Origin of the sequence: Weissella cibaria (genome assembly GCF_004521965.1) — a bacterium.
GTDB lineage: Bacteria > Bacillota > Bacilli > Lactobacillales > Lactobacillaceae > Weissella > Weissella cibaria_A.
Window position 1 is genome coordinate 57262 of record NZ_SDGK01000010.1, and the last position, 17905, is coordinate 75166.

General features: G+C 44.9%; 15 protein-coding genes and 1 other annotated feature. Of the genes, 13 read left to right on the plus strand and 2 right to left on the minus strand.

What is annotated here, in order from left to right; all coding sequences use genetic code 11:
- Positions 1-27 precede the first annotated feature (27 nt).
- From EST42_RS01585 to recQ, 6 genes are all read left to right on the plus strand, one after another.
- The gene (locus tag EST42_RS01585; RefSeq protein ID WP_134643926.1) at positions 28-507 is read left to right on the plus strand and encodes an HD domain-containing protein; all 480 of its coding nucleotides are present in this window, start codon (positions 28-30) and stop codon (positions 505-507) included.
- A 360-nt stretch (positions 508-867) separates the two neighbouring features.
- Positions 868-1197, plus strand: a complete 330-nt coding sequence (locus tag EST42_RS01590; protein ID WP_134643927.1) for a winged helix-turn-helix transcriptional regulator — start codon at positions 868-870, stop codon at positions 1195-1197.
- 455 nt (positions 1198-1652) lie between these two features.
- Positions 1653-1857: a binding site (T-box leader), on the plus strand.
- Between the two features lie 60 nt (positions 1858-1917).
- Positions 1918-2958 carry a phenylalanine--tRNA ligase subunit alpha gene (gene pheS / locus EST42_RS01595; protein WP_134643928.1) on the plus strand — a complete coding sequence of 347 codons (1041 nt, stop codon included), beginning with the start codon at positions 1918-1920 and terminating at the stop codon, positions 2956-2958.
- A gap of 9 nt (positions 2959-2967) precedes the next feature.
- Positions 2968-5391, plus strand: a complete 2424-nt coding sequence (gene pheT, locus EST42_RS01600; RefSeq protein ID WP_134643929.1) for a phenylalanine--tRNA ligase subunit beta — start codon at positions 2968-2970, stop codon at positions 5389-5391.
- A 96-nt stretch (positions 5392-5487) separates the two neighbouring features.
- Complete coding sequence (gene mltG, locus EST42_RS01605) at positions 5488-6699, plus strand: endolytic transglycosylase MltG (protein WP_134643930.1); 1212 nt, start codon at positions 5488-5490, stop codon at positions 6697-6699.
- A 109-nt stretch (positions 6700-6808) separates the two neighbouring features.
- Entirely contained in the window at positions 6809-8638 is a 1830-nt protein-coding gene (gene recQ / locus EST42_RS01610; RefSeq protein WP_134643931.1) for a DNA helicase RecQ, read from the plus strand.
- Between the two features lie 54 nt (positions 8639-8692).
- Here recQ and greA read toward each other — a convergent pair whose 3' ends face one another.
- Both greA and EST42_RS01620 read right to left on the minus strand, forming a co-directional pair.
- The gene (greA, locus tag EST42_RS01615) at positions 8693-9178 is read right to left on the minus strand and encodes a transcription elongation factor GreA (protein WP_099088458.1); all 486 of its coding nucleotides are present in this window, start codon (positions 9176-9178) and stop codon (positions 8693-8695) included.
- Between the two features lie 116 nt (positions 9179-9294).
- Positions 9295-11943: a YfhO family protein gene (locus tag EST42_RS01620; protein WP_134643932.1), complete on the minus strand. Its 2649-nt coding sequence runs from the start codon at positions 11941-11943 to the stop codon at positions 9295-9297.
- A 150-nt stretch (positions 11944-12093) separates the two neighbouring features.
- On the opposite strand from EST42_RS01620, the gene EST42_RS01625 reads away from it, so the two are divergent.
- The 7 genes from EST42_RS01625 (at position 12094) to EST42_RS10840 (ending at position 17875) form a co-directional block, all read left to right on the plus strand.
- Positions 12094-14145 carry a peptidoglycan D,D-transpeptidase FtsI family protein gene (locus EST42_RS01625; protein ID WP_134643933.1) on the plus strand — a complete coding sequence of 684 codons (2052 nt, stop codon included), beginning with the start codon at positions 12094-12096 and terminating at the stop codon, positions 14143-14145.
- A gap of 105 nt (positions 14146-14250) precedes the next feature.
- Positions 14251-14802 carry a 5-formyltetrahydrofolate cyclo-ligase gene (locus tag EST42_RS01630; RefSeq protein WP_134643934.1) on the plus strand — a complete coding sequence of 184 codons (552 nt, stop codon included), beginning with the start codon at positions 14251-14253 and terminating at the stop codon, positions 14800-14802.
- A 5-nt stretch (positions 14803-14807) separates the two neighbouring features.
- Positions 14808-15509: a rhomboid family intramembrane serine protease gene (locus EST42_RS01635; protein ID WP_134643935.1), complete on the plus strand. Its 702-nt coding sequence runs from the start codon at positions 14808-14810 to the stop codon at positions 15507-15509.
- A 13-nt stretch (positions 15510-15522) separates the two neighbouring features.
- Positions 15523-15729, plus strand: a complete 207-nt coding sequence (locus tag EST42_RS01640; RefSeq protein WP_134643936.1) for a YqgQ family protein — start codon at positions 15523-15525, stop codon at positions 15727-15729.
- A gap of 112 nt (positions 15730-15841) precedes the next feature.
- The gene (locus EST42_RS01645; protein ID WP_134643937.1) at positions 15842-16819 is read left to right on the plus strand and encodes an ROK family glucokinase; all 978 of its coding nucleotides are present in this window, start codon (positions 15842-15844) and stop codon (positions 16817-16819) included.
- 610 nt (positions 16820-17429) lie between these two features.
- A complete protein-coding gene (locus EST42_RS10835) occupies positions 17430-17642 on the plus strand; it encodes a LysM peptidoglycan-binding domain-containing protein (protein ID WP_245150316.1) in 213 nt (70 codons plus the stop codon).
- Positions 17636-17875 carry a hypothetical protein gene (locus EST42_RS10840; protein WP_245150317.1) on the plus strand — a complete coding sequence of 80 codons (240 nt, stop codon included), beginning with the start codon at positions 17636-17638 and terminating at the stop codon, positions 17873-17875. The genes EST42_RS10835 and EST42_RS10840 overlap by 7 nt, the downstream gene beginning before the upstream one ends.
- Positions 17876-17905 lie beyond the last annotated feature (30 nt).

Here is a 17905-nt window from a genome sequence, read left to right on the forward strand (position 1 = left end):
GTTAATCATGTAAAAAGGGGGACATTTATGCAGGATTGGCAACGTGATAAAGCGTATTCAAATATTGTTAAAGATTTATTGGCACACCCACAGGTTCAAGAGTTGGCTAATTACACACAACACCACCACTCTGATCGTTTGACGCACTCAATTGTGGTGTCATACGTCAGTTATCAATTGGGGTTGCGGTTAGGACTCAACGCAACGGCTTTGGCGCGTGCTGGTATACTGCATGACTTGTTCTTTTATGATTGGCGAACAACCAAATTTGAATTGGGAACACATGCGTTCATTCATCCGCGCGTTTCATTACGAAATGCAGAGAAAATTACACAACTATCGCCAATGGAAAAGGACATTATTCTCAAACATATGTGGGGGGCCACAGCGGCATTACCACATTATCGTGAAAGTCTTTTATTGGATTTAGTGGATGACTATATGGCTATCGCTGAATTCTTTTCACCGGCATCAGCACGTGTAAAACGACTGTTCCATGCAAACTAATACAAGATAATCTAAATACCCTTTGTGAACGAAATGTATCACAAAGGGTATTTTTAGTATTAACCGACCTTCATTTCATTGACAGAAAATAACCAAAAATTCTTCACTATTGCAAGAAACACGCCATAGTTTGTGTTCATTTGGTCCGAGGTTTGGTCTTATAATGGACACATATTCAGTTGTATAATGTAAGTATCAAAAGTGAGGAATGAGTTGTTGGGGAGCAACGCATTCTGCTTACATTTTTCAAGAGTTTAGACGTGCAAAATATTGTGAAGAGGTGTACGATTAAATTACTTATTAAATGTAAATATAAACGTAAATTTTAAAAACATTGTTCAAATTTAGGAGAAAATAATTATGGCAGTAGCATCACACGAATTAACTAACACATTGTGCGACAAGTTCATCGCCACTTTCGATATTTTGGGACGTAAGTGGAATGGATTGATCATTGAAGTTTTGTTGAATAATGGTCCACGTCGTTTCAAGGACTTTGCGCAAGCTGTAACAAAGTGCTCAGATCGTGTTTTGGTTGAGCGTTTGAAGGAATTGGAAGCAGCTGGAATTGTAGAGCGTCGTACATACGAAGATTCATCATTGATTGAATACGCTTTGACGGAGCGCGGTGAATCAATGCGTCCAATGATGGCTGCTATCCACGAGTGGTCAGACAACTGGAACGCCTAATTGCATAGCAAATGAAGTCAGCAGACACAGCGATGGGTTTGTTGACCTTTTTTAGTTGCCTGTTTGGATGTGGGTGTCGTGATGTCGCACGGGGCTTGGGTGTGACGGATTGGATCCGACATGACAGCGGGAAACTCCGTCGGCACGAGCACCGGCTAGAACCCAAATAATTGTGCTAAGGGTCTGGATCCTATTGCCTTATCTAATCGGCGGTCGGCCGAACTTGTGAGTTCCTCACTGTCATCGCTATGCCAATCCGCCACACCCAAGCTAGCAACTAAGATGTTCTCATTTAGATGAGATGGTCATAAACTAGAGAACAGATTACTTTGTTGTTTTTGGTAGATGATAATTAAACAATTAAAGTAACTCTTGGCAACCACCCCCGTTGTTCGTCGCAACTATATACAGAACGACTTCCCCTTGCACAGGACCTAGAATGTTGTACAATAACATAAGAAACTTTGAATGACCTAGTAAGTTAGGGGGCTGTGTTAGAGAGTGGGAGTCGGTGAGAACCCATCAGCATGCTAACTGAATTTCAGTCAGGAGTTCAGCGGTTGCAAGGCCGTTGCGGTTCATTTCCGTTAGCGAATGTCCGAGGGTAGTCGCATTGACTGCTAAAAGTAGGGTGGTACCACGTTTATTAGCGTCCCTGCGACAATGTTTATTTGTCGCAGGGACTTTTTATTTTGATTTTAAATTTTAAGGAGACAGATCATGAGTTTACAAGACGAGCTCACACAATTGCGCGATCAAGCATTGGGCGAAATAGCGGCAACTGCGGACTTGAAGGCTTTGAACCAAGTACGTGTTAATTGGCTTGGTAAGAAGGGACCGCTAACAGAAGTGCTACGCGGTATGAAGGATTTGATGCCTGAAGAGCGACCTGTTGTTGGGGCGCTTGCTAACGAAGTGCGTGATGCACTAACTGAGGCCATTGTAACCCGTCAAACGAATTTGGAAGCCGCAGCTTTGAATGAAAAGTTGGAAGCTGAAACATTGGATGTGACGTTACCAGGTCGCGAAACGGCACAAGGTCAACCACACGTGTTGCAACAAATCATCGAGTCACTTGAGGATCAATTCCTTGGCATGGGTTACCAAGTCATTGAAGGGCCTGAAGTGGAGCAAGACAAGTACAACTTTGAGATGATGAACTTGCCTAAGGATCACCCAGCCCGTGATATGCAAGACACATTCTATATCACGCCAGAAATTTTGATGCGTACGCAAACGTCACCTGTCCAAGCCCGTACGTTGGAGTCACACGACTTTAATGCCGGACCTTTGAAGATGGTATCACCTGGTCGTGTTTACCGTCGCGATACTGATGACGCAACACACTCACACCAATTCCACCAAATGGAAGGACTTGTGATCGATAAGCACATCACGATGGGAGATTTGAAGGGTACGCTTTTGGCAGTTGCGCGCAACTTGTTTGGTGAAGATCATGATATTCGTTTGCGTCCATCATACTTCCCATTCACGGAACCTTCTGTTGAAGTCGACGTGTCATGGAACGTGGTAACGCCTGATATGAATCCTGAGGACATCGAATGGATTGAAGTGCTAGGTGCTGGTATGGTGCACCCTAACGTGTTGCGGATGGCTGGGGTTGATCCGGAAGTTTACGGTGGTTTTGCCTTCGGCTTAGGACCTGACCGTTTTGCCATGTTGAAGTATGGGATTGAAGATATTCGTAACTTCTACTTGAACGACGTGCGTTTCTTGACGCAATTTGACCAGAAAGGATAAGCAAACAAAATGAAGGTTTCTGTAAATTGGTTGCGTGATTATTTGCCAATTGAATTGCCAGCAAATGAGTTGGCAGAGAAGATTTCACGTACGACAGTTGAAATTGAAGGACAATACCAACCACAAGCAAACATGAAGAATATTGTGATTGCCAAGGTATTGTCAGTTGAAGAACACCCGGATTCAGACCACATGGTGATTACCCAAGTGGATGCGGGTGAAGATGAGCCAATCCAAATTGTGACTGGTGCACCAAACGTATCTGAAGGACAAACGGTTATCTTGGCTAAGCACAATTCAATCGTTGGTGGTGGTCAGAAGATTAAGAAGGGTAAGTTGCGTGGCGTTGTTTCAAACGGTATGCTAGCTGCCTTGCAAGAACTTGGCTTTGATGACAAGGTGTCACCTAAGGACTTTGAAGACGGAATCTGGGTGTTTAACGATGTTGACGCTACAGATTTGAAGCCAGGTGAGAATGCTTTGCACGTTTTGGGCTTGGATGATGATGTGCTTGAAACAGGCATTACGCCTAACCGTGCTGACTTGTTCTCAATGAACGGGACAGCTTGGGAAGTGGCAGCTATTTTGTCAGAAAAACCAACATTGCCAACGTTTGAGTTGACGGAAACGTCAGAGGAAACAGCGGATTTGATTTCAGCCACAGCACCAGCTGAATTAGCACCTAAGTATGGTTTGCGGGTTGTTAAGAATGTTGAGGTGAAGGACTCACCATTGTGGATACAACGCCGTTTGTGGACCATGGGTATTCGTCCAATTTCTAACGTGGTCGACGTGACGAACTTGATGTTGTTGACGTACGGTCAACCTTTGCACGCCTTTGACTTGGATACCTTGCCAAGCAAGGACATCACGGTTCGTACGGCTAAGCCAGCTGAAAAGATTAAGACGTTGGATGGCGTTGAACGTGAAGCATCAGCTGAAGATATTGTTATCGCAGCTGGTGATGAAGCTTTGATGTTTGCTGGTGTCATGGGTGGCGAGTCAACTGAAGTGACGGCTAAGACGAAGAACATCGTCTTGGAAGGGGCTATCTTTGAGCCTAAGGCCATACGTCACGCTGCTCGTGATCAAAACTTGCACTCAGAATCTTCAACACGTTTCGAACGTGGTGTGAATGTAGAAGACACGTTTACGGCTTTGGACCACGCGGCTGCTTTGATTGCTGAAATTGCTGGTGGTGAGGTGACTGAAGGTCGTGTGGTTGCACAAGACTTTGACTACGAAGCACCAGTTGTGAAGGTGACGACAGCCCATGTGAACCATGTGTTGGGAACTGAGATCACAGAGGCTGAAATCTCAGCTATCTTTGACCGCCTGTTCTTTGATTATAGGTTGAACGACGGTGAATTCACCGTGACTGTCCCAGCTCGTCGTTGGGATATTACGATTGCCGCTGATTTGGTCGAAGAAATCGCCGGTCTATACGGTTACGATAACTTGCCAGCAACGTTGCCAACTGGTGAAACGACACCCGGTAAATTGACGCCAAAGCAAGCGTCGATTCGTGCGACACGTCATGATCTTGAAGGCTTGGGCTTGAGCCAAGCTATTTCATACGTATTGACGACGCCAGAGAAGGCAAATAACTTCAAGTTGCATGATGGTCAACCAATTCAATTGAATTACCCAATGTCACAAGATCGCCAACAAACGCGTAGTAGCTTGTTGACTGGCTTGCTGGATGATGTTGCGTATAACGTTGCTCGTAAGCAAGCTGATGTGGCTTTGTATGAGCAAGGCCGTGTCTTTGTTTCAAATGGGGATGCTACTGTATTGCCAACAGAAATTGAGCACGTGGCTGGTGTGATTACTGGTAACGTATTACCTCGTACTTGGGCTGCGGGTGCACAAAAGGCTGATTTCTTTGCCTTGAAGGGCATTGTTGAACGCTTGTTGGCTAACTATGCGTTTGCTGATGACATTCGTTTTGTGCCAACGACTGAACGTACTGAAATGCACCCAGGACGAACGGCGGACATTTATGTTGGTGAGACGTTGATTGGTTTCATTGGTCAAGTACATCCAGTGACTGCTAAGACTTACAAGGTTAACGAGACTTACGCCTTTGAGTTGAACGTTGACGCCATTTTCGATTTGCCTAAGGTAAAGGATGGCTATGAAGTGATATCACGCTTCCCAGCTGTTGCCCGCGATTTGGCCATTTTGGTTGACCGTGATGTACCCGCAGCTGATTTGCGTGCCGCAATCGTAGCCGCTGGTGGTGCTTTGTTGCACGACGTTGAATTGTTTGACGTTTACACGGGTGAAAATGTGGCTGATGATAAGAAATCATTGGCCTACGCCTTGACATTCGTTGATGTTGAAAAGACGTTGGTTGATGAAGATATCAATGCAGCTGTGGCACGTATTACGGCTGCGCTTGCAGAAAAATTTAACGCTGAAATCCGTTAATCTTAAAAAGACTGTAATCAAAAAGACGTTGTTGCTGGTATACTAGACAGTAACAACGGTTTTTTTATAAGCCCAATTAGAACTAGGAGTTGCATAATGGACGATTTGAGTCGATTGAACGGTAAAAAGTCACGCAAAGGTCTTTGGATTACTTTGGGTGTGGTAGCCGTTTTGCTACTGGGTGGTGCCGGTTACGGTGGTTACCAATATTACACAATTCAAAAAGATAAGACAGATTACTCGGCGTTGAATGCTAAGAGTAAGAAGAATGTGCAGGTACAAATTAAAGCTGGTTCTGATTCAGCTACGATTGCAAAGGATTTGGACAAGGCGAAGGTTTTGCGCTCTGAGCGTGCTTTTATGAATTATGTGTTGACGAATAATGTGTCAGACATGAAGGCTGGTTACTATTTGTTTAGCCCATCAGATACGGTGCAAGAAATGGTTAAGTCATTGCGACAAGGTGGGTCAGCTTATCCGTTGAACAACAAGGAAACGATTACGGTTCGCGAAGGCGAGACCATTTCAAATATCGCGAATGAAGTGGCAGCTAAGACGAACTTCACGCGTGATGAATTCTTGAAGGCTGTTAACGATGAGGCGTTCTTCAAGCGTTTACAAGCTTCCTATCCAGGTTTGCTTGATTCAGAGACAACAAGTAATCAAAAGGATCAAATCCGCTACAAGTTGGAGGGGTATCTTTACCCAGCAACTTATAATTGGAAGGATGCCAAGAACGTTAATGAATTGATTAACCAAATGGTTTACCAAGACTATACCCAATTGAAGGGCCAATTTGATGCAATTAAGCAGTCAGGCAAGACGGTTCACCAAGTTTTGACACTTGCATCGTTGGTTGAACGTGAAGGAATCGATAAAGATAGTCGTCGCACAATTGCTGGTGTTTTCGAAAACCGTTTGGACGTTAAGATGCCATTGCAGTCAGATATTGCTACAAAGTACGCACTTGATACGGATAAGACGAACTTAAGCAATGATGATGTTAAGTCAGATAACCCCTATAACTTGTATAAGTTCCCAGGTTACGGGCCAGGACCATTTAATAACCCATCATTGCAATCAATTCAAGCTGTTTTGAATCCTAAGGATCGCGATAAGGGTTACCTTTATTTCGTCGCTAATTTGAAGACTGGTAAGGTGTTCTACTCAAAAGACTATGATGAACACTTGGGTAAGTCAGGTGACTTGGAATCAACTAACGAATCAGTTGGTAATGCAGCTGATTCATCAAATGCAGCTAAGAAGTCATCAAAAACAACGACTTCATCTGCAACATCATCAAACTAAAAACACATGCGAAAAGCGGCTTTCGGGTCGCTTTTTCGTTTGGCTTTACACACTTTCGGTAGCAGTCCATAATGGAGCGTAGAGTATTTTACACACGTAGGAGGAAAGCATGGCGACAGCATTAGAGACGCTACAAAAAACATTTGGTTATAGCTCGTTTCGTGAGGGACAAGCTGAAATTATTGATGCCGTTATGGCCGGTCAGCGTACGTTGGGGATTATGCCAACTGGTGGTGGTAAGTCATTAACGTACCAAATTCCAGCGCTGATGTTGGATGGCATCACGGTGGTCATTTCGCCATTGCTATCTTTAATGAAAAATCAGGTTGATGAATTGCGTGAGGCAGGTGTGCCTGCCGCGACGTTGAATTCAACCCAAAATGATGAGGAATATCGATCAGCAATGAACAGCCTGCTAAACGAAGAGGCGAAACTGCTGTATTTGGCACCTGAACGGTTAGGTAGTGAGGGCACGTACGCCTTGCTAAACCGCTTGCCAATTTCGCTGGTCGTGATTGATGAGGTTCACGTACTTTCGCAATGGGGGCATGATTTCAGACCAAGTTATTTGAACGCGGTTGGGTTAATAAATAATCTGGAGTCTGCACCACGAGTGATGGCATTGACTGCAACAGCTACGGAACGGGTACAAGCCGACTTGGAAGCAATGTTGCACATTCAACATACGGTTCGGACGAGTGTTGTCCGTGATAATTTGACGATCCGCATTGAAAAAGGGTTGAATAAGCGGAGTAAGGAAGATTTTATTACTAAATATATCGGTGAGCATCGTGGTGAATCAGGCATTATTTATGCGCCAACCCGTAAGATTGTTGAAGCGTTGACGGAAACGCTAACGGCAGCAGGGGTTAATGCAGTTGGCTACCATGCTGGTATGCCCGATCAAGCGCGATCGCAAGCACAAGATAATTTTATTTATGATCGGCGTGACGTGGTTGTTGCGACAAACGCTTTTGGTATGGGAATTAACAAGTCGAATGTTCGCTTTGTGATTCACTATGGGATCCCAGGTTCAGTAGAAGCCTATTATCAAGAAATTGGTCGTGCGGGTCGTGATGGGTTGCCATCTGAGGCCATCTTGCTGTACGCGGCGGCTGATTTACAGACGCAGCGGTTCTTTATTGATAACAGTGATAATCAGACGCCAGAGTACCAAAACCTGCAGAAGATAAAGTTACAGGAAATGGCTAACTATGGGGCGACACAAATATGTTTGCAGCGCTATATCACCCGTTACTTTGGTGAAGATACGCCGGATTGTGGTCGTTGCACGAATTGCCTGGATAACCGTGATGCGGTTGATATCACGACGGACGCCCAAAAGGTGTTGAGCCACGTGGTTCGCATGGCAAAGTCACGTGGTGGCGAGAACGGGTTCGGTAAGACGCTGACGACTGAAACATTACGTGGTAAATTACCAGCCAAGTTCCAATGGACAAACTTAGATCAATTGCCAACATTTGGTCTGCTACAAGGTACTGCTCGTGTGCATATTATGAGCTTGATTGACTACCTAATTGCGGAAGGTTACCTGCGCGTGACAGGGCAATATGCTGGTTTAAGTGTCTCACCAGAGGGCGTGTCGGTGTTGAAAGGGGAACGTCAGGTTCAGCGTCGTCAAGATGTTCGGTCGATTGATGATCGCGTAAAAGCGGGCTCGCCAAGTACGCGTGATGATTTGGATGAAGCGCAACGCACGGTCTTTGAAGCGTTGCGAACTTGGCGTTTGGAGTTAGCCCGGGTGACGGAAATTCCGCCATTTATCATTTTCAATGATCGTACTTTGGTCGAGCTAGCCAAGCAGCAACCGCGCAATAATGCAGAGCTGATGGCTGTACCAGGAATTGGGGATGCTAAGGCTGAACGTTACGGTAAGGAAGTGTTGGCCGTAATTGCTAAAGCAACTGAAACTGAATAAATACAAAGAGGCTAGGACAATTTTGTCCTAGCCTCTTTGTATTTATTGATTTAATTAAGCCATATCAACGGCAATAATTTCAACGTCCATTGAAGCGCCATTTGGCAATGGTACTTCAACTTGGTCGCCGACCTTCTTACCCATCAAGGCAACGGCGATGGGGGATTCGTTTGAAATCTTACCCTCAAGTGGGTTTGCTTCAACGGCACCGACGATTGCGTAAGTTTCAGGCTCTTCGTCTGGTAACTCCTTAAAGGTTACCTTCTTACCAACTGATACTTCATCGTCAGCGATTTCTGATGAGTCGATGATAACGGCGTTGTCCAACATATTTTGCAACGTGTTGATGCGACCTTCAACGAAAGCTTGCTCATCCTTAGCTGATTGGTATTCAGAGTTTTCTGACAAGTCACCAAAGCTACGTGCGATTTGGATACGACCAGTGATTTCAGCACGGGTCTCCGTAATCAATGTGTTCAATTCTTCCTCAATCTTGGCCTTACCTTCGACCGTCATTGGGAATGTCTTTTCTTCAGCCATGTGTGTGGCCTCCTATTTCTAACAGTTTTTAATTGAAAAAATAATTGTAATCCCGTAGGTTCAAAAAATACGATACCACGGGGGCTGGCGTGTGTAAAGGTTCACAACGGCATCTTTTAAAATTGGTGTAATGAATGACGTCGCTTTTCGCTTTCTGACCAGCCCAACCCAGCCATAAAGAGGGTAAAGCCAATTGAAACAATCGCGCTAATCCTTAAGTAAGGTGGCGTGAATTTAAAGGTGACACTGTGCTCGCCGGACTTTAAGGCCAAACCAATAAAGAATTTACCAACGGTGACAGTACCGGTTGCCTTGCCGTCAACATAGGCAGTCCAACCATCGGCGGCTGGGATTGTAGTCATCATAAGACCATTACCAGTCGGAATCGTGATTTTACCACTGATACGCGTTTGGCTAACATGATTTGGTTTAAAGGCATTGTGTTGTAGCGTCTGGGCTTGTGCACGGATGGAATCTGTATTGGCCCGGTACAATGAAACGTTTTGCAGCCACAAATCATTCTTTTTCAGGATAAACGTAATGGTTTGCGTTTGTCCCTTCTGGTATGACGGTAGTGGCACGATAATCGTGTGACGGTGGCTTGGCATGGTTGGTAGTGCCTTACCATTTAACTGGATTTCAACATTGTCATTATTCAATGCGTCCCCAATCGTCAAATAGTACGGATCATCCGTGCTAGGCGTATAGGTCACAGTTAGTGAACCAACTGCATTAGCGTTTTCTTTCTTTAGAAAGGTCCCTGTGATAGTTGTTGGTGCCGTCATGTTTGTCGCCGCTGAGCTATCAAAATTGGCACTTTCGAAAATCGGGGTATTGTCATAACCAAGTAGGGCATTCCAAAGGTCGCTTTGATTACGCAACGGGTCGTTATCTTTGAACTTAACGTTGAGGGCATTTGTGTTCGATGCAAATGCGAGTGGCAACGCATAAGGATTCTTGGACAGCACCGCCATTTGGGTGTGCTTGGTCATTTGATAATAACCGTTGGTATCACTCCGCGAGTAAGTGCGCAAATTCGTTGGCGTACCAGATGTGTGTGGTTCCTGACCGCTTGGCTGGATTAAGTAGCGCATCCCCAGCAAAGCATCGGAAACTAAAGTACCGCCGTTGTAGGTGACGTAATTATCTCCCTCGGGTTGACCAATGGCCGCCATGAAGTCACTCTGCTGATGCTCGAGGGCGGAACTAAATGTCGACGCACCATTGTAGTGCGCTTGGAGCGGATCACCCTTGGTTCGCTGGAATGATTGCGCCACCCGGTAGAAATCTTTGTCTGACTTGGGCAAATCCGCCGTAATCTGATTGAGATTCTTAATGTAGGTTGTGTACTCTGTGTTTGTCAGGTAACTGAAATTATTGAGAGACCAAATGGTACTGGTTGTCATTTCACCGACAACTAATAACGTCACCATGGGTAACCACCATCCATTGCGGACTGGCAAAGCATGGAAACCAAGAAGCAACAGGAAGAAACCCCCACCGATGATGAGTTGTTTTTGAGTCAAAAAGTTGAGGTTATCCAGGCGGTAGTAGAGATACACCACTGCGGCGACAGCCAAAATGAAGAGGCTGCCAAGTTGGGTCCAGGAGAACCGAAGTGTCGGTGACCACACGGACGCTGCCAGCCAGATGACCCAAAAACTAAAGACGTATGAGAACCGATAAGGGTACCAAACTGGAAACTGGAAGCCATGCCACATCAAGTTCAGCGGAGCGTACATCATTGAGACGACTAAGAATGCCGTAATGAAGAAAGCAACCAAACGAGTTTGCCAGCGAATCAAGCGGTAGGTAAAGAAGAACCAGAGCATGATAATTGGTAGACTACCAACAAAAATGTTTGGTAGGCCACTTGGCATTTGGTCGAAATTGAAAGTCCCTAAGAATAACTTACCTAGTAAGTCAGGAGCTTGGTATTCAAACTTCCAACTCAAGTTATCCAGCATATGCTGCCCTTTGCTATTTAATAACGTGTAGGCAGTTGGTAACCAAATGACGGTCGACAAGCCAATGCTGACAATGCTACCGAAAATAAACTTCCGTAAAATATGCCATCGCTCCAACAAACGGTATGGTTGCCAGAATAAACGCCAAACGATGTATAACACGAGGAATAGCCCAATCATGTAGGCCATATAGTAGTTAATCACGAAGATCGCAAATAATGGCGCGATGAATCGCCAAGCAGACCGACCTTCGATATACCGTTCTAAGCCGGCGATGATTAAAGGCAGTAAGATTGCCGCATCTAGCCAAAGTAAGTTGAGGTCATTCGCGACAAACCATCCCATCATCGCGTAAGTCACACTAAAGAGGGGAAGTCGCCAGCCGTTTTGCCAGCGCATACTTTTTAGCGCGTACGCGAAACTCCAACCGGCTAAACCGTACTTTAATATAGTAAGAAACAGAATGCCGATGGGTAGATAGACGTTGGAAAATGGTAATAATAATAGGTTCGTTGGACTCAGCAAGTAGTAAGCCCAGTCGCCATATGTCTCACCACCTAACCCTTTCGCAAAACTATAAAAAATACTGAGCGGATCGGAAAAGAGGGTATGGCGATAACTTTCGAAAAAATCAATGTATTGTTGTCCCAAATCAACAGTTAGAATGGAACTTGACCCAAATGGTGCCATCCCACGGAACCCAAAATAGACCGTCATGATGATAACGGGTAGTAAAAAACTAATCCATAGGGCTTTAGTAGATGTGCGCCATTTTAAAGGATTTAAATGTGCGAACATAATGTTTTCTCCAATAATTTCAATTAGTACTATTAAACCATATAATAGGCCTGAAAATTCAGTGAATTCGTTGTAAGAGGTTAAGGTATTAGGGGCATAAAATATGCTACAATTAAACAATTAGATTGAATAGAAAGAAAGGGTCGAGTTATGCAATCACCTAAGCGCCGTGGCAAGCGACGTGTGTCAACTAACGGTTCGTTGTCACGTATTCCTGTCCGGCTTAATGTTTTGATGGGTATTGTTGTACTGATGCTCGGTGCATTGGGCTGGCGATTGGCAACGCTACAGATTACGGATAGTGCAAAATATAAGACTGCCGTAACGAGTGCCGAATCCAGCGTCGAACAAGTTAATGTCCAACGAGGCATGATTTATGATAGTACCGGCCAAGCTTTGGTTGCGAATAAGGGATCGCAGGCGATTACTTATACTAAGCCAAAAAGCATTACTGAAGCAGAAATGTATGCCATTGCGAATAATGTTGGTAAGTACTTAACTGTCGATACGAAGCAGTTATCAACGCCTAACTATGCAACGTATTATATTCAAGACCCTAAGCGTGCTAAGCGCGTGGTTGAAGCGAGTGGCACAAAGTCTGTTCCTGGTACGGATGCATACGTGAATGCGCTACGTAGCTACGTTGAAAAACATAAAAAGCGTTTCCCATTAACGGATTTGCAAAAGAATAAGGCGATGATTTACCAGAAGATGGCAAATTCATATGCCTTGTCAACGGTTTACTTGAAAGAAACTGATGTGACGCAACAAGAAATTGCAAATATCGGTGAGCGTCAATCAAACATGCCAGGCGTTAAGGTTGGTATCTACTACACACGTGATTACCCACAAGGTAATGCGATTAAGTCACTAGTTGGTGGCACGTCTACTTCAAAGTCAGGGCTGCCTGAAGACAGTGTCAATTCTTTACTAACCCAAGGCTACTCACGTGATGATGTCGTGGGAACGTCATACTTGGAAAAGCAGTATGAGTCGACGTTAAAAGGTACGAAAGCCCGGGTTGAAGTCACAACTGATAAAAATGGCAACACGAAGGAAACTACCCAATATAAGGGTCAAGCAGGTGACAACTTAACTTTAACGATTAACGCAAAGTTCCAGAATGATGTGCAAGACATTTTGGAGAAGAATATTCCTGGTGGTAATACAACGGGTGCATATGCGGTCGTGATTAATCCAAAGACAGGTGGTATTTACGCAACAGCTGGCGTCAACCGTGATTACGAAACGGGAAAGCTAACGGCCGATGCCTTGTCGACGGTTAACCAAGCTAACGTTGTTGGATCTGTTGTTAAGCCGGCAATGATCACAACCGGATTTATGAATGGTGCGATTACACCAGAAAATAATACAATTACTGATCAACCAATTTCGGTTGCTGGAACACCAACGAAGTCATCATGGTGGAACCGTAATGGGAGTGGGAACATGCCATTGACGGCCGATACTGCTTTGATGATGTCTTCTAACACGTACGTTATGCAAGTTATGCTACGCTTGGGCGGTTTGAACTACTCCCCAGGTATGTCATTGGGTGCCTTGCCAACGTCTGTTTACCAAACGATGCGTGACGGATTCGCCCGTTTCGGATTGGGTGTGAAGACCGGTATTGATTTGCCTGGTGAAATCACGGGTATCAAGGGGTCAACAAGTCGGGAACACATTGGTAACGCCTTGGACGAATCATTCGGACAGTATGATACGTACACAACGATGCAACTTGCACAATACGTTGCAACTATTGCAAATGGTGGTTACCGTGTCCGTCCACACATTGTGCAATCAATTCAATCCCACGACACGGCCAATAAGGTAACGACGACCACGACGATTCCAACCGAAGTCCTTGGGACTGTTGGTTGGACGAAGGATGAGCGTGAATTGATTTGGAAGGGTATGAATGAAGTTGTGCACAGTAGATCAGGCTATGCCACTGGAACGCACTTGAAGGATGTTAAGCCTGAAGTCAGTGCCAAGACAGGAACTGCTGAAACGACGACGAATGGGGCAACGACTGTTACGAGTTCGTTGATTTCATTCGTGCCAGATTCAGACGTGGCGTTGGCGGTTGTTATTCCAGGAACAGACGAAGCTGATGAAAACGTTAACCAAGCAATTGGTTCACAAATCTACGCTGCCTTTTGGAAGGATGTCCAAGACGCTGGGTCAGCTAACAAATAAGGGATAATTCCTTGATAATAAACGGTTCTTAGACTAAGAACTATTGTGATAAACTGGTACTTATGATTGTAAGTACCAGTTTTTTGGTAAGGGGGAAACGGTTTGATGGAAAAAACAGCAGTTAGACAACAGGCGTTAGCCAATTTAGGTACGCTCTCTGATGCGCAACGGGGAGCGTTGACGCAAGCCGTTGTGACACAAGTGACGACATTGCCAGCGTGGCAATCATCGAAAACGGTCGCACTAACGTTGTCTCAAGATGATGAAATACCAACCCAGTTACTGATTCAAACAGCGATGCTACAGGGGAAACGTGTGGTTTTGCCTCGTGTCCAACCTGGTCGACAGATGACCTTTATTGTTGTGACGCCAGCCACAACATATGAGCGGCACCGCTTCGGCATGTTAGAGCCAGTCGGGGATGAAGTTGTGGCGCCAACTGAGATTGACTTTGTGGTCGTTCCAGGATTGGCCTTTAGCGAAGCTGGTGACCGAATTGGCTTTGGTGGGGGATACTATGATCGCTGGTTACCCCAAACCACAGCTCGGACAGTCGCATTGGCGCTGGCAGAAAATGTTTATCCCCAACCTAGTTGGCCAATTGAGACAACTGACCAACAAGTTGATCAAGTTTTAATTTTTAAAAATGAGGAATAATGTTCATGACTAATGATTTCAAGCGGGCGTTTAAAGCGACGCCAGCCACCGCTGTTTTAGTGACCGTGATGGTGCTTGTCTACTTATGGGAAGTCTTACAAGCGCATAGCTTTACCATTAACTCACAAGTGTTATTTCATTCTGGCGCCCAATTTTCACCGGCTGTTTATCAGTTACACCAGTGGTGGCGTTTGATAACGGCAGGCTTTTTGCACGTGACGTTTTCCCACTTGGCTTTTAATATGATTACGCTATACTTTATCGGCCGGTTACTTGAGATCGAGCTGGGACCATGGCGTTTTCTGGCACTATTTTTCCTGACAGTGATTAGTGGTAATTTAATGAGCCTGGCCTTTGGCGGGGTTAATGTTATTTCAGCTGGGGCTTCAGGCGGAATCTTTGGGCTATTCGGTGCCATTGGTATGTTAGGGCTGTTGGACAAACGCCGTGCATACTGGCGTAGTCAGGCAAAATTGATGGGAATTTTTATCTTGTTATCAATTGTGTCGTCGTTTGCAACGCCGGATATTGATTTAAGTGCCCACATTGGTGGCTTGCTAGGTGGATTTATTCTGGTACCAGCGTTTATTTCGGGCTTTCACTACACCGGCTTGTTTAAGTTACGCGTGTGGCACCGCTTATTAGCAGTGATCGTGTATCTCGCATTATTAGCAGTGATATTTAGCATTGCGATAAATCGTATCTAAGGAGCGTGATGAGATGCGGACATTTTTGGATGTTTTAAATTTATTGAAGAAATACGATATTTATATTCACGTAGGTAACCGCTTATGGGATATTGAATTGGCGGCAATTGAAATTGACAATATGTATAAGGTTGGCTTGTTAGAAGCGAAAGAATATGCGCAAATCAAGTTAGTATTACGACATGAACACGAAGATGAAGAGCGACGCCAAGTCTTGTAACCGTTTTCACTAAAATGCTTGTTTTAATTGGAAAATGCGTTATAATAAATAATGTTGAAATCAAGAAAGCGATTACAAATATATTTTTTGAGAAATAACGAGGAAAGAACAGATGGCTAAAGACAAGCTAATCGGTGTTGACCTTGGTGGCACGACCATCAAGTTTGCCATTTTGACTGCTGAAGGTGAGATTCAACAAAAGTGGTCAATCAAGACAAATATCTTGGACGAAGGTTCACACATTGTACCCGACATCATTGATTCTATCAACCACCACTTGGACTTGTACCAATTGGATAAGGGCCGCATCATCGGTATCGGAATGGGTACGCCGGGAACGGTTGACACTGAGAACGGAACGGTTCGTGCAGCGTTCAACTTGAACTGGAAGGAAACGCAAAACGTCCGCGAACAAATTGAAGCCGGTACTGGCTTGCCATTGACGATGGACAATGACGCTAACGCTGCCGCTTTGGGTGAGCAATGGCGTGGGGCTGGAAACAACCAACCAGACGTTGCCTTTATTACGTTGGGAACTGGTGTTGGTGGTGGATTGATTAACGATGGTAAGATGATCCACGGTGTTGCCGGTGCTGGTGGTGAGGTTGGTCACATGATCGTCGAACCTGGTGGATATTTGTGCACATGTGGTAATTACGGCTGCTTGGAGCAATATGCTTCAGCAACAGGTGTTGTCCACTTGGCACAAGATTTTGCCGAAGCTTACGCTGGTAACTCACAATTGAAGGCTATGGTTGACAATGGTGAAGAAGTGACGTCAAAGATTGTCTTTGACTTGGCAAAGGATGGCGATTACCTGGCAAATGAAGTTGTCGACAAGGTGGCTTACTACCTTGGTTTGGCTTCAGCTAACATCTCGAACATCTTGAACCCATCTTCAGTTGTTATCGGTGGTGGTGTTTCAGCCGCTGGTAAGTTCTTGTTGGACCGTGTTGCCAAGAACTTTAGCCAATTTGCTTTCAAGGCTACGCGTGACGTAACTGAAGTTAAGTTGGCAGAGTTGGGTAACGATGCTGGTGCATACGGTGCTGCTTCATTGGCCCGTAACTCAGATCGTACGATTGCCTAATTATAAATAGAAGTCATTAAAAACGAGTGTTATGACGATACTCGTTTTTTTGTGGGCAAATATGACGGCATTTACCGAAAATCGCCGGGATATTTGTAACAAAATGTAACATTGCACCTGTTTATGGTGAAATAGTAAGTTAATTCACAAGGTAAAATATGCACGAATTATGAACATGGTATGAACGACTGAAACAACACGTTGATGTAGAGCTGATTTGCACGTGTATGATTTAGGAAGAATTTGTGTGCCACAGGTTGTCTGGCGCTTGTTATACGCCTGTTACGCGACCTCGATGAGATAGGTTATGTTGTTAAGGTAACGACGGAAACAAAAATCATAAACTTAAAACAGTAAGACGCGCTTTACACGAGCGACAAAGCGGGAGTTAATCATGCAAAACGTAACATCACGTAAGAAGTTGTACAGGTCAGGTAAGAACTGAGTAGCAGGTACGGTATTGGCCGCCACAGCTTTGGTTATGCTAATGTTCCACATGGATGCAACGTATGCTAATGAAGAAGTAGCACCAGCGCAAACGACGTCATCATGACGTGCTAAGATGGTTGATCAGGTTGTCTGAGCTATTCAAATAACGGTGCAAACGTACTTGGTTCAAGAAGGTGACACGTTGTCATCAATTGCATCAGTAACGGATTTGACGGCTGAAGAAATTGCGGCTGCTAACAAGGTTGATGACAGTCACTTCATTGTGGTTGGTCCAACAATCGAATTGACAGGTGCGCCAGTTGAAGTAGTAACAGAGCCAGCTCAAGTTGGGACACCAGATACGGAAGCTGCCCAGTTGAGGCACCGGTGGTAGCTGAAGAGGGTGCCCCTGTTGTTACTGAAGAAGTAGCACCAGTAGTTGAGACGGCTGCACCTGCACAAGAAGCACCGGTTGCAGAGGTTGCCCCATCAAACAATACGAATATGGCAGTAAATGGAGCCAACACGTATCCTGCCGGACAATACACGTGGTTCGTTAAGAATGCTTTGCCTTGGATAGGAAACTACTGGGGTCAACTCAGCAACCTCCGCTGGTCACTTAGTTGATACGAACCCTACGGTCGGATCAGTTGCTGT

What these genes read in the sequence shown, in the direction of transcription:
- EST42_RS01645 (WP_134643937.1), top strand. Translation starts at nt 15,842, where the DNA reads ATGGCTAAAGACAAGCTAATCGGTGTTGACCTTGGTGGCACGACCATC.
- recQ (WP_134643931.1), top strand. Translation starts at nt 6,809, where the DNA reads ATGGCGACAGCATTAGAGACGCTACAAAAAACATTTGGTTATAGCTCG.
- EST42_RS01640 (WP_134643936.1), top strand. Translation starts at nt 15,523, where the DNA reads ATGCGGACATTTTTGGATGTTTTAAATTTATTGAAGAAATACGATATT.
- EST42_RS01620 (WP_134643932.1), bottom strand. Translation starts at nt 11,943, where the DNA reads ATGTTCGCACATTTAAATCCTTTAAAATGGCGCACATCTACTAAAGCC.
- EST42_RS01590 (WP_134643927.1), top strand. Translation starts at nt 868, where the DNA reads ATGGCAGTAGCATCACACGAATTAACTAACACATTGTGCGACAAGTTC.
- EST42_RS01585 (WP_134643926.1), top strand. Translation starts at nt 28, where the DNA reads ATGCAGGATTGGCAACGTGATAAAGCGTATTCAAATATTGTTAAAGAT.
- pheS (WP_134643928.1), top strand. Translation starts at nt 1,918, where the DNA reads ATGAGTTTACAAGACGAGCTCACACAATTGCGCGATCAAGCATTGGGC.
- pheT (WP_134643929.1), top strand. Translation starts at nt 2,968, where the DNA reads ATGAAGGTTTCTGTAAATTGGTTGCGTGATTATTTGCCAATTGAATTG.
- greA (WP_099088458.1), bottom strand. Translation starts at nt 9,178, where the DNA reads ATGGCTGAAGAAAAGACATTCCCAATGACGGTCGAAGGTAAGGCCAAG.
- EST42_RS01635 (WP_134643935.1), top strand. Translation starts at nt 14,808, where the DNA reads ATGACTAATGATTTCAAGCGGGCGTTTAAAGCGACGCCAGCCACCGCT.
- mltG (WP_134643930.1), top strand. Translation starts at nt 5,488, where the DNA reads ATGGACGATTTGAGTCGATTGAACGGTAAAAAGTCACGCAAAGGTCTT.
- EST42_RS01630 (WP_134643934.1), top strand. Translation starts at nt 14,251, where the DNA reads ATGGAAAAAACAGCAGTTAGACAACAGGCGTTAGCCAATTTAGGTACG.
- EST42_RS01625 (WP_134643933.1), top strand. Translation starts at nt 12,094, where the DNA reads ATGCAATCACCTAAGCGCCGTGGCAAGCGACGTGTGTCAACTAACGGT.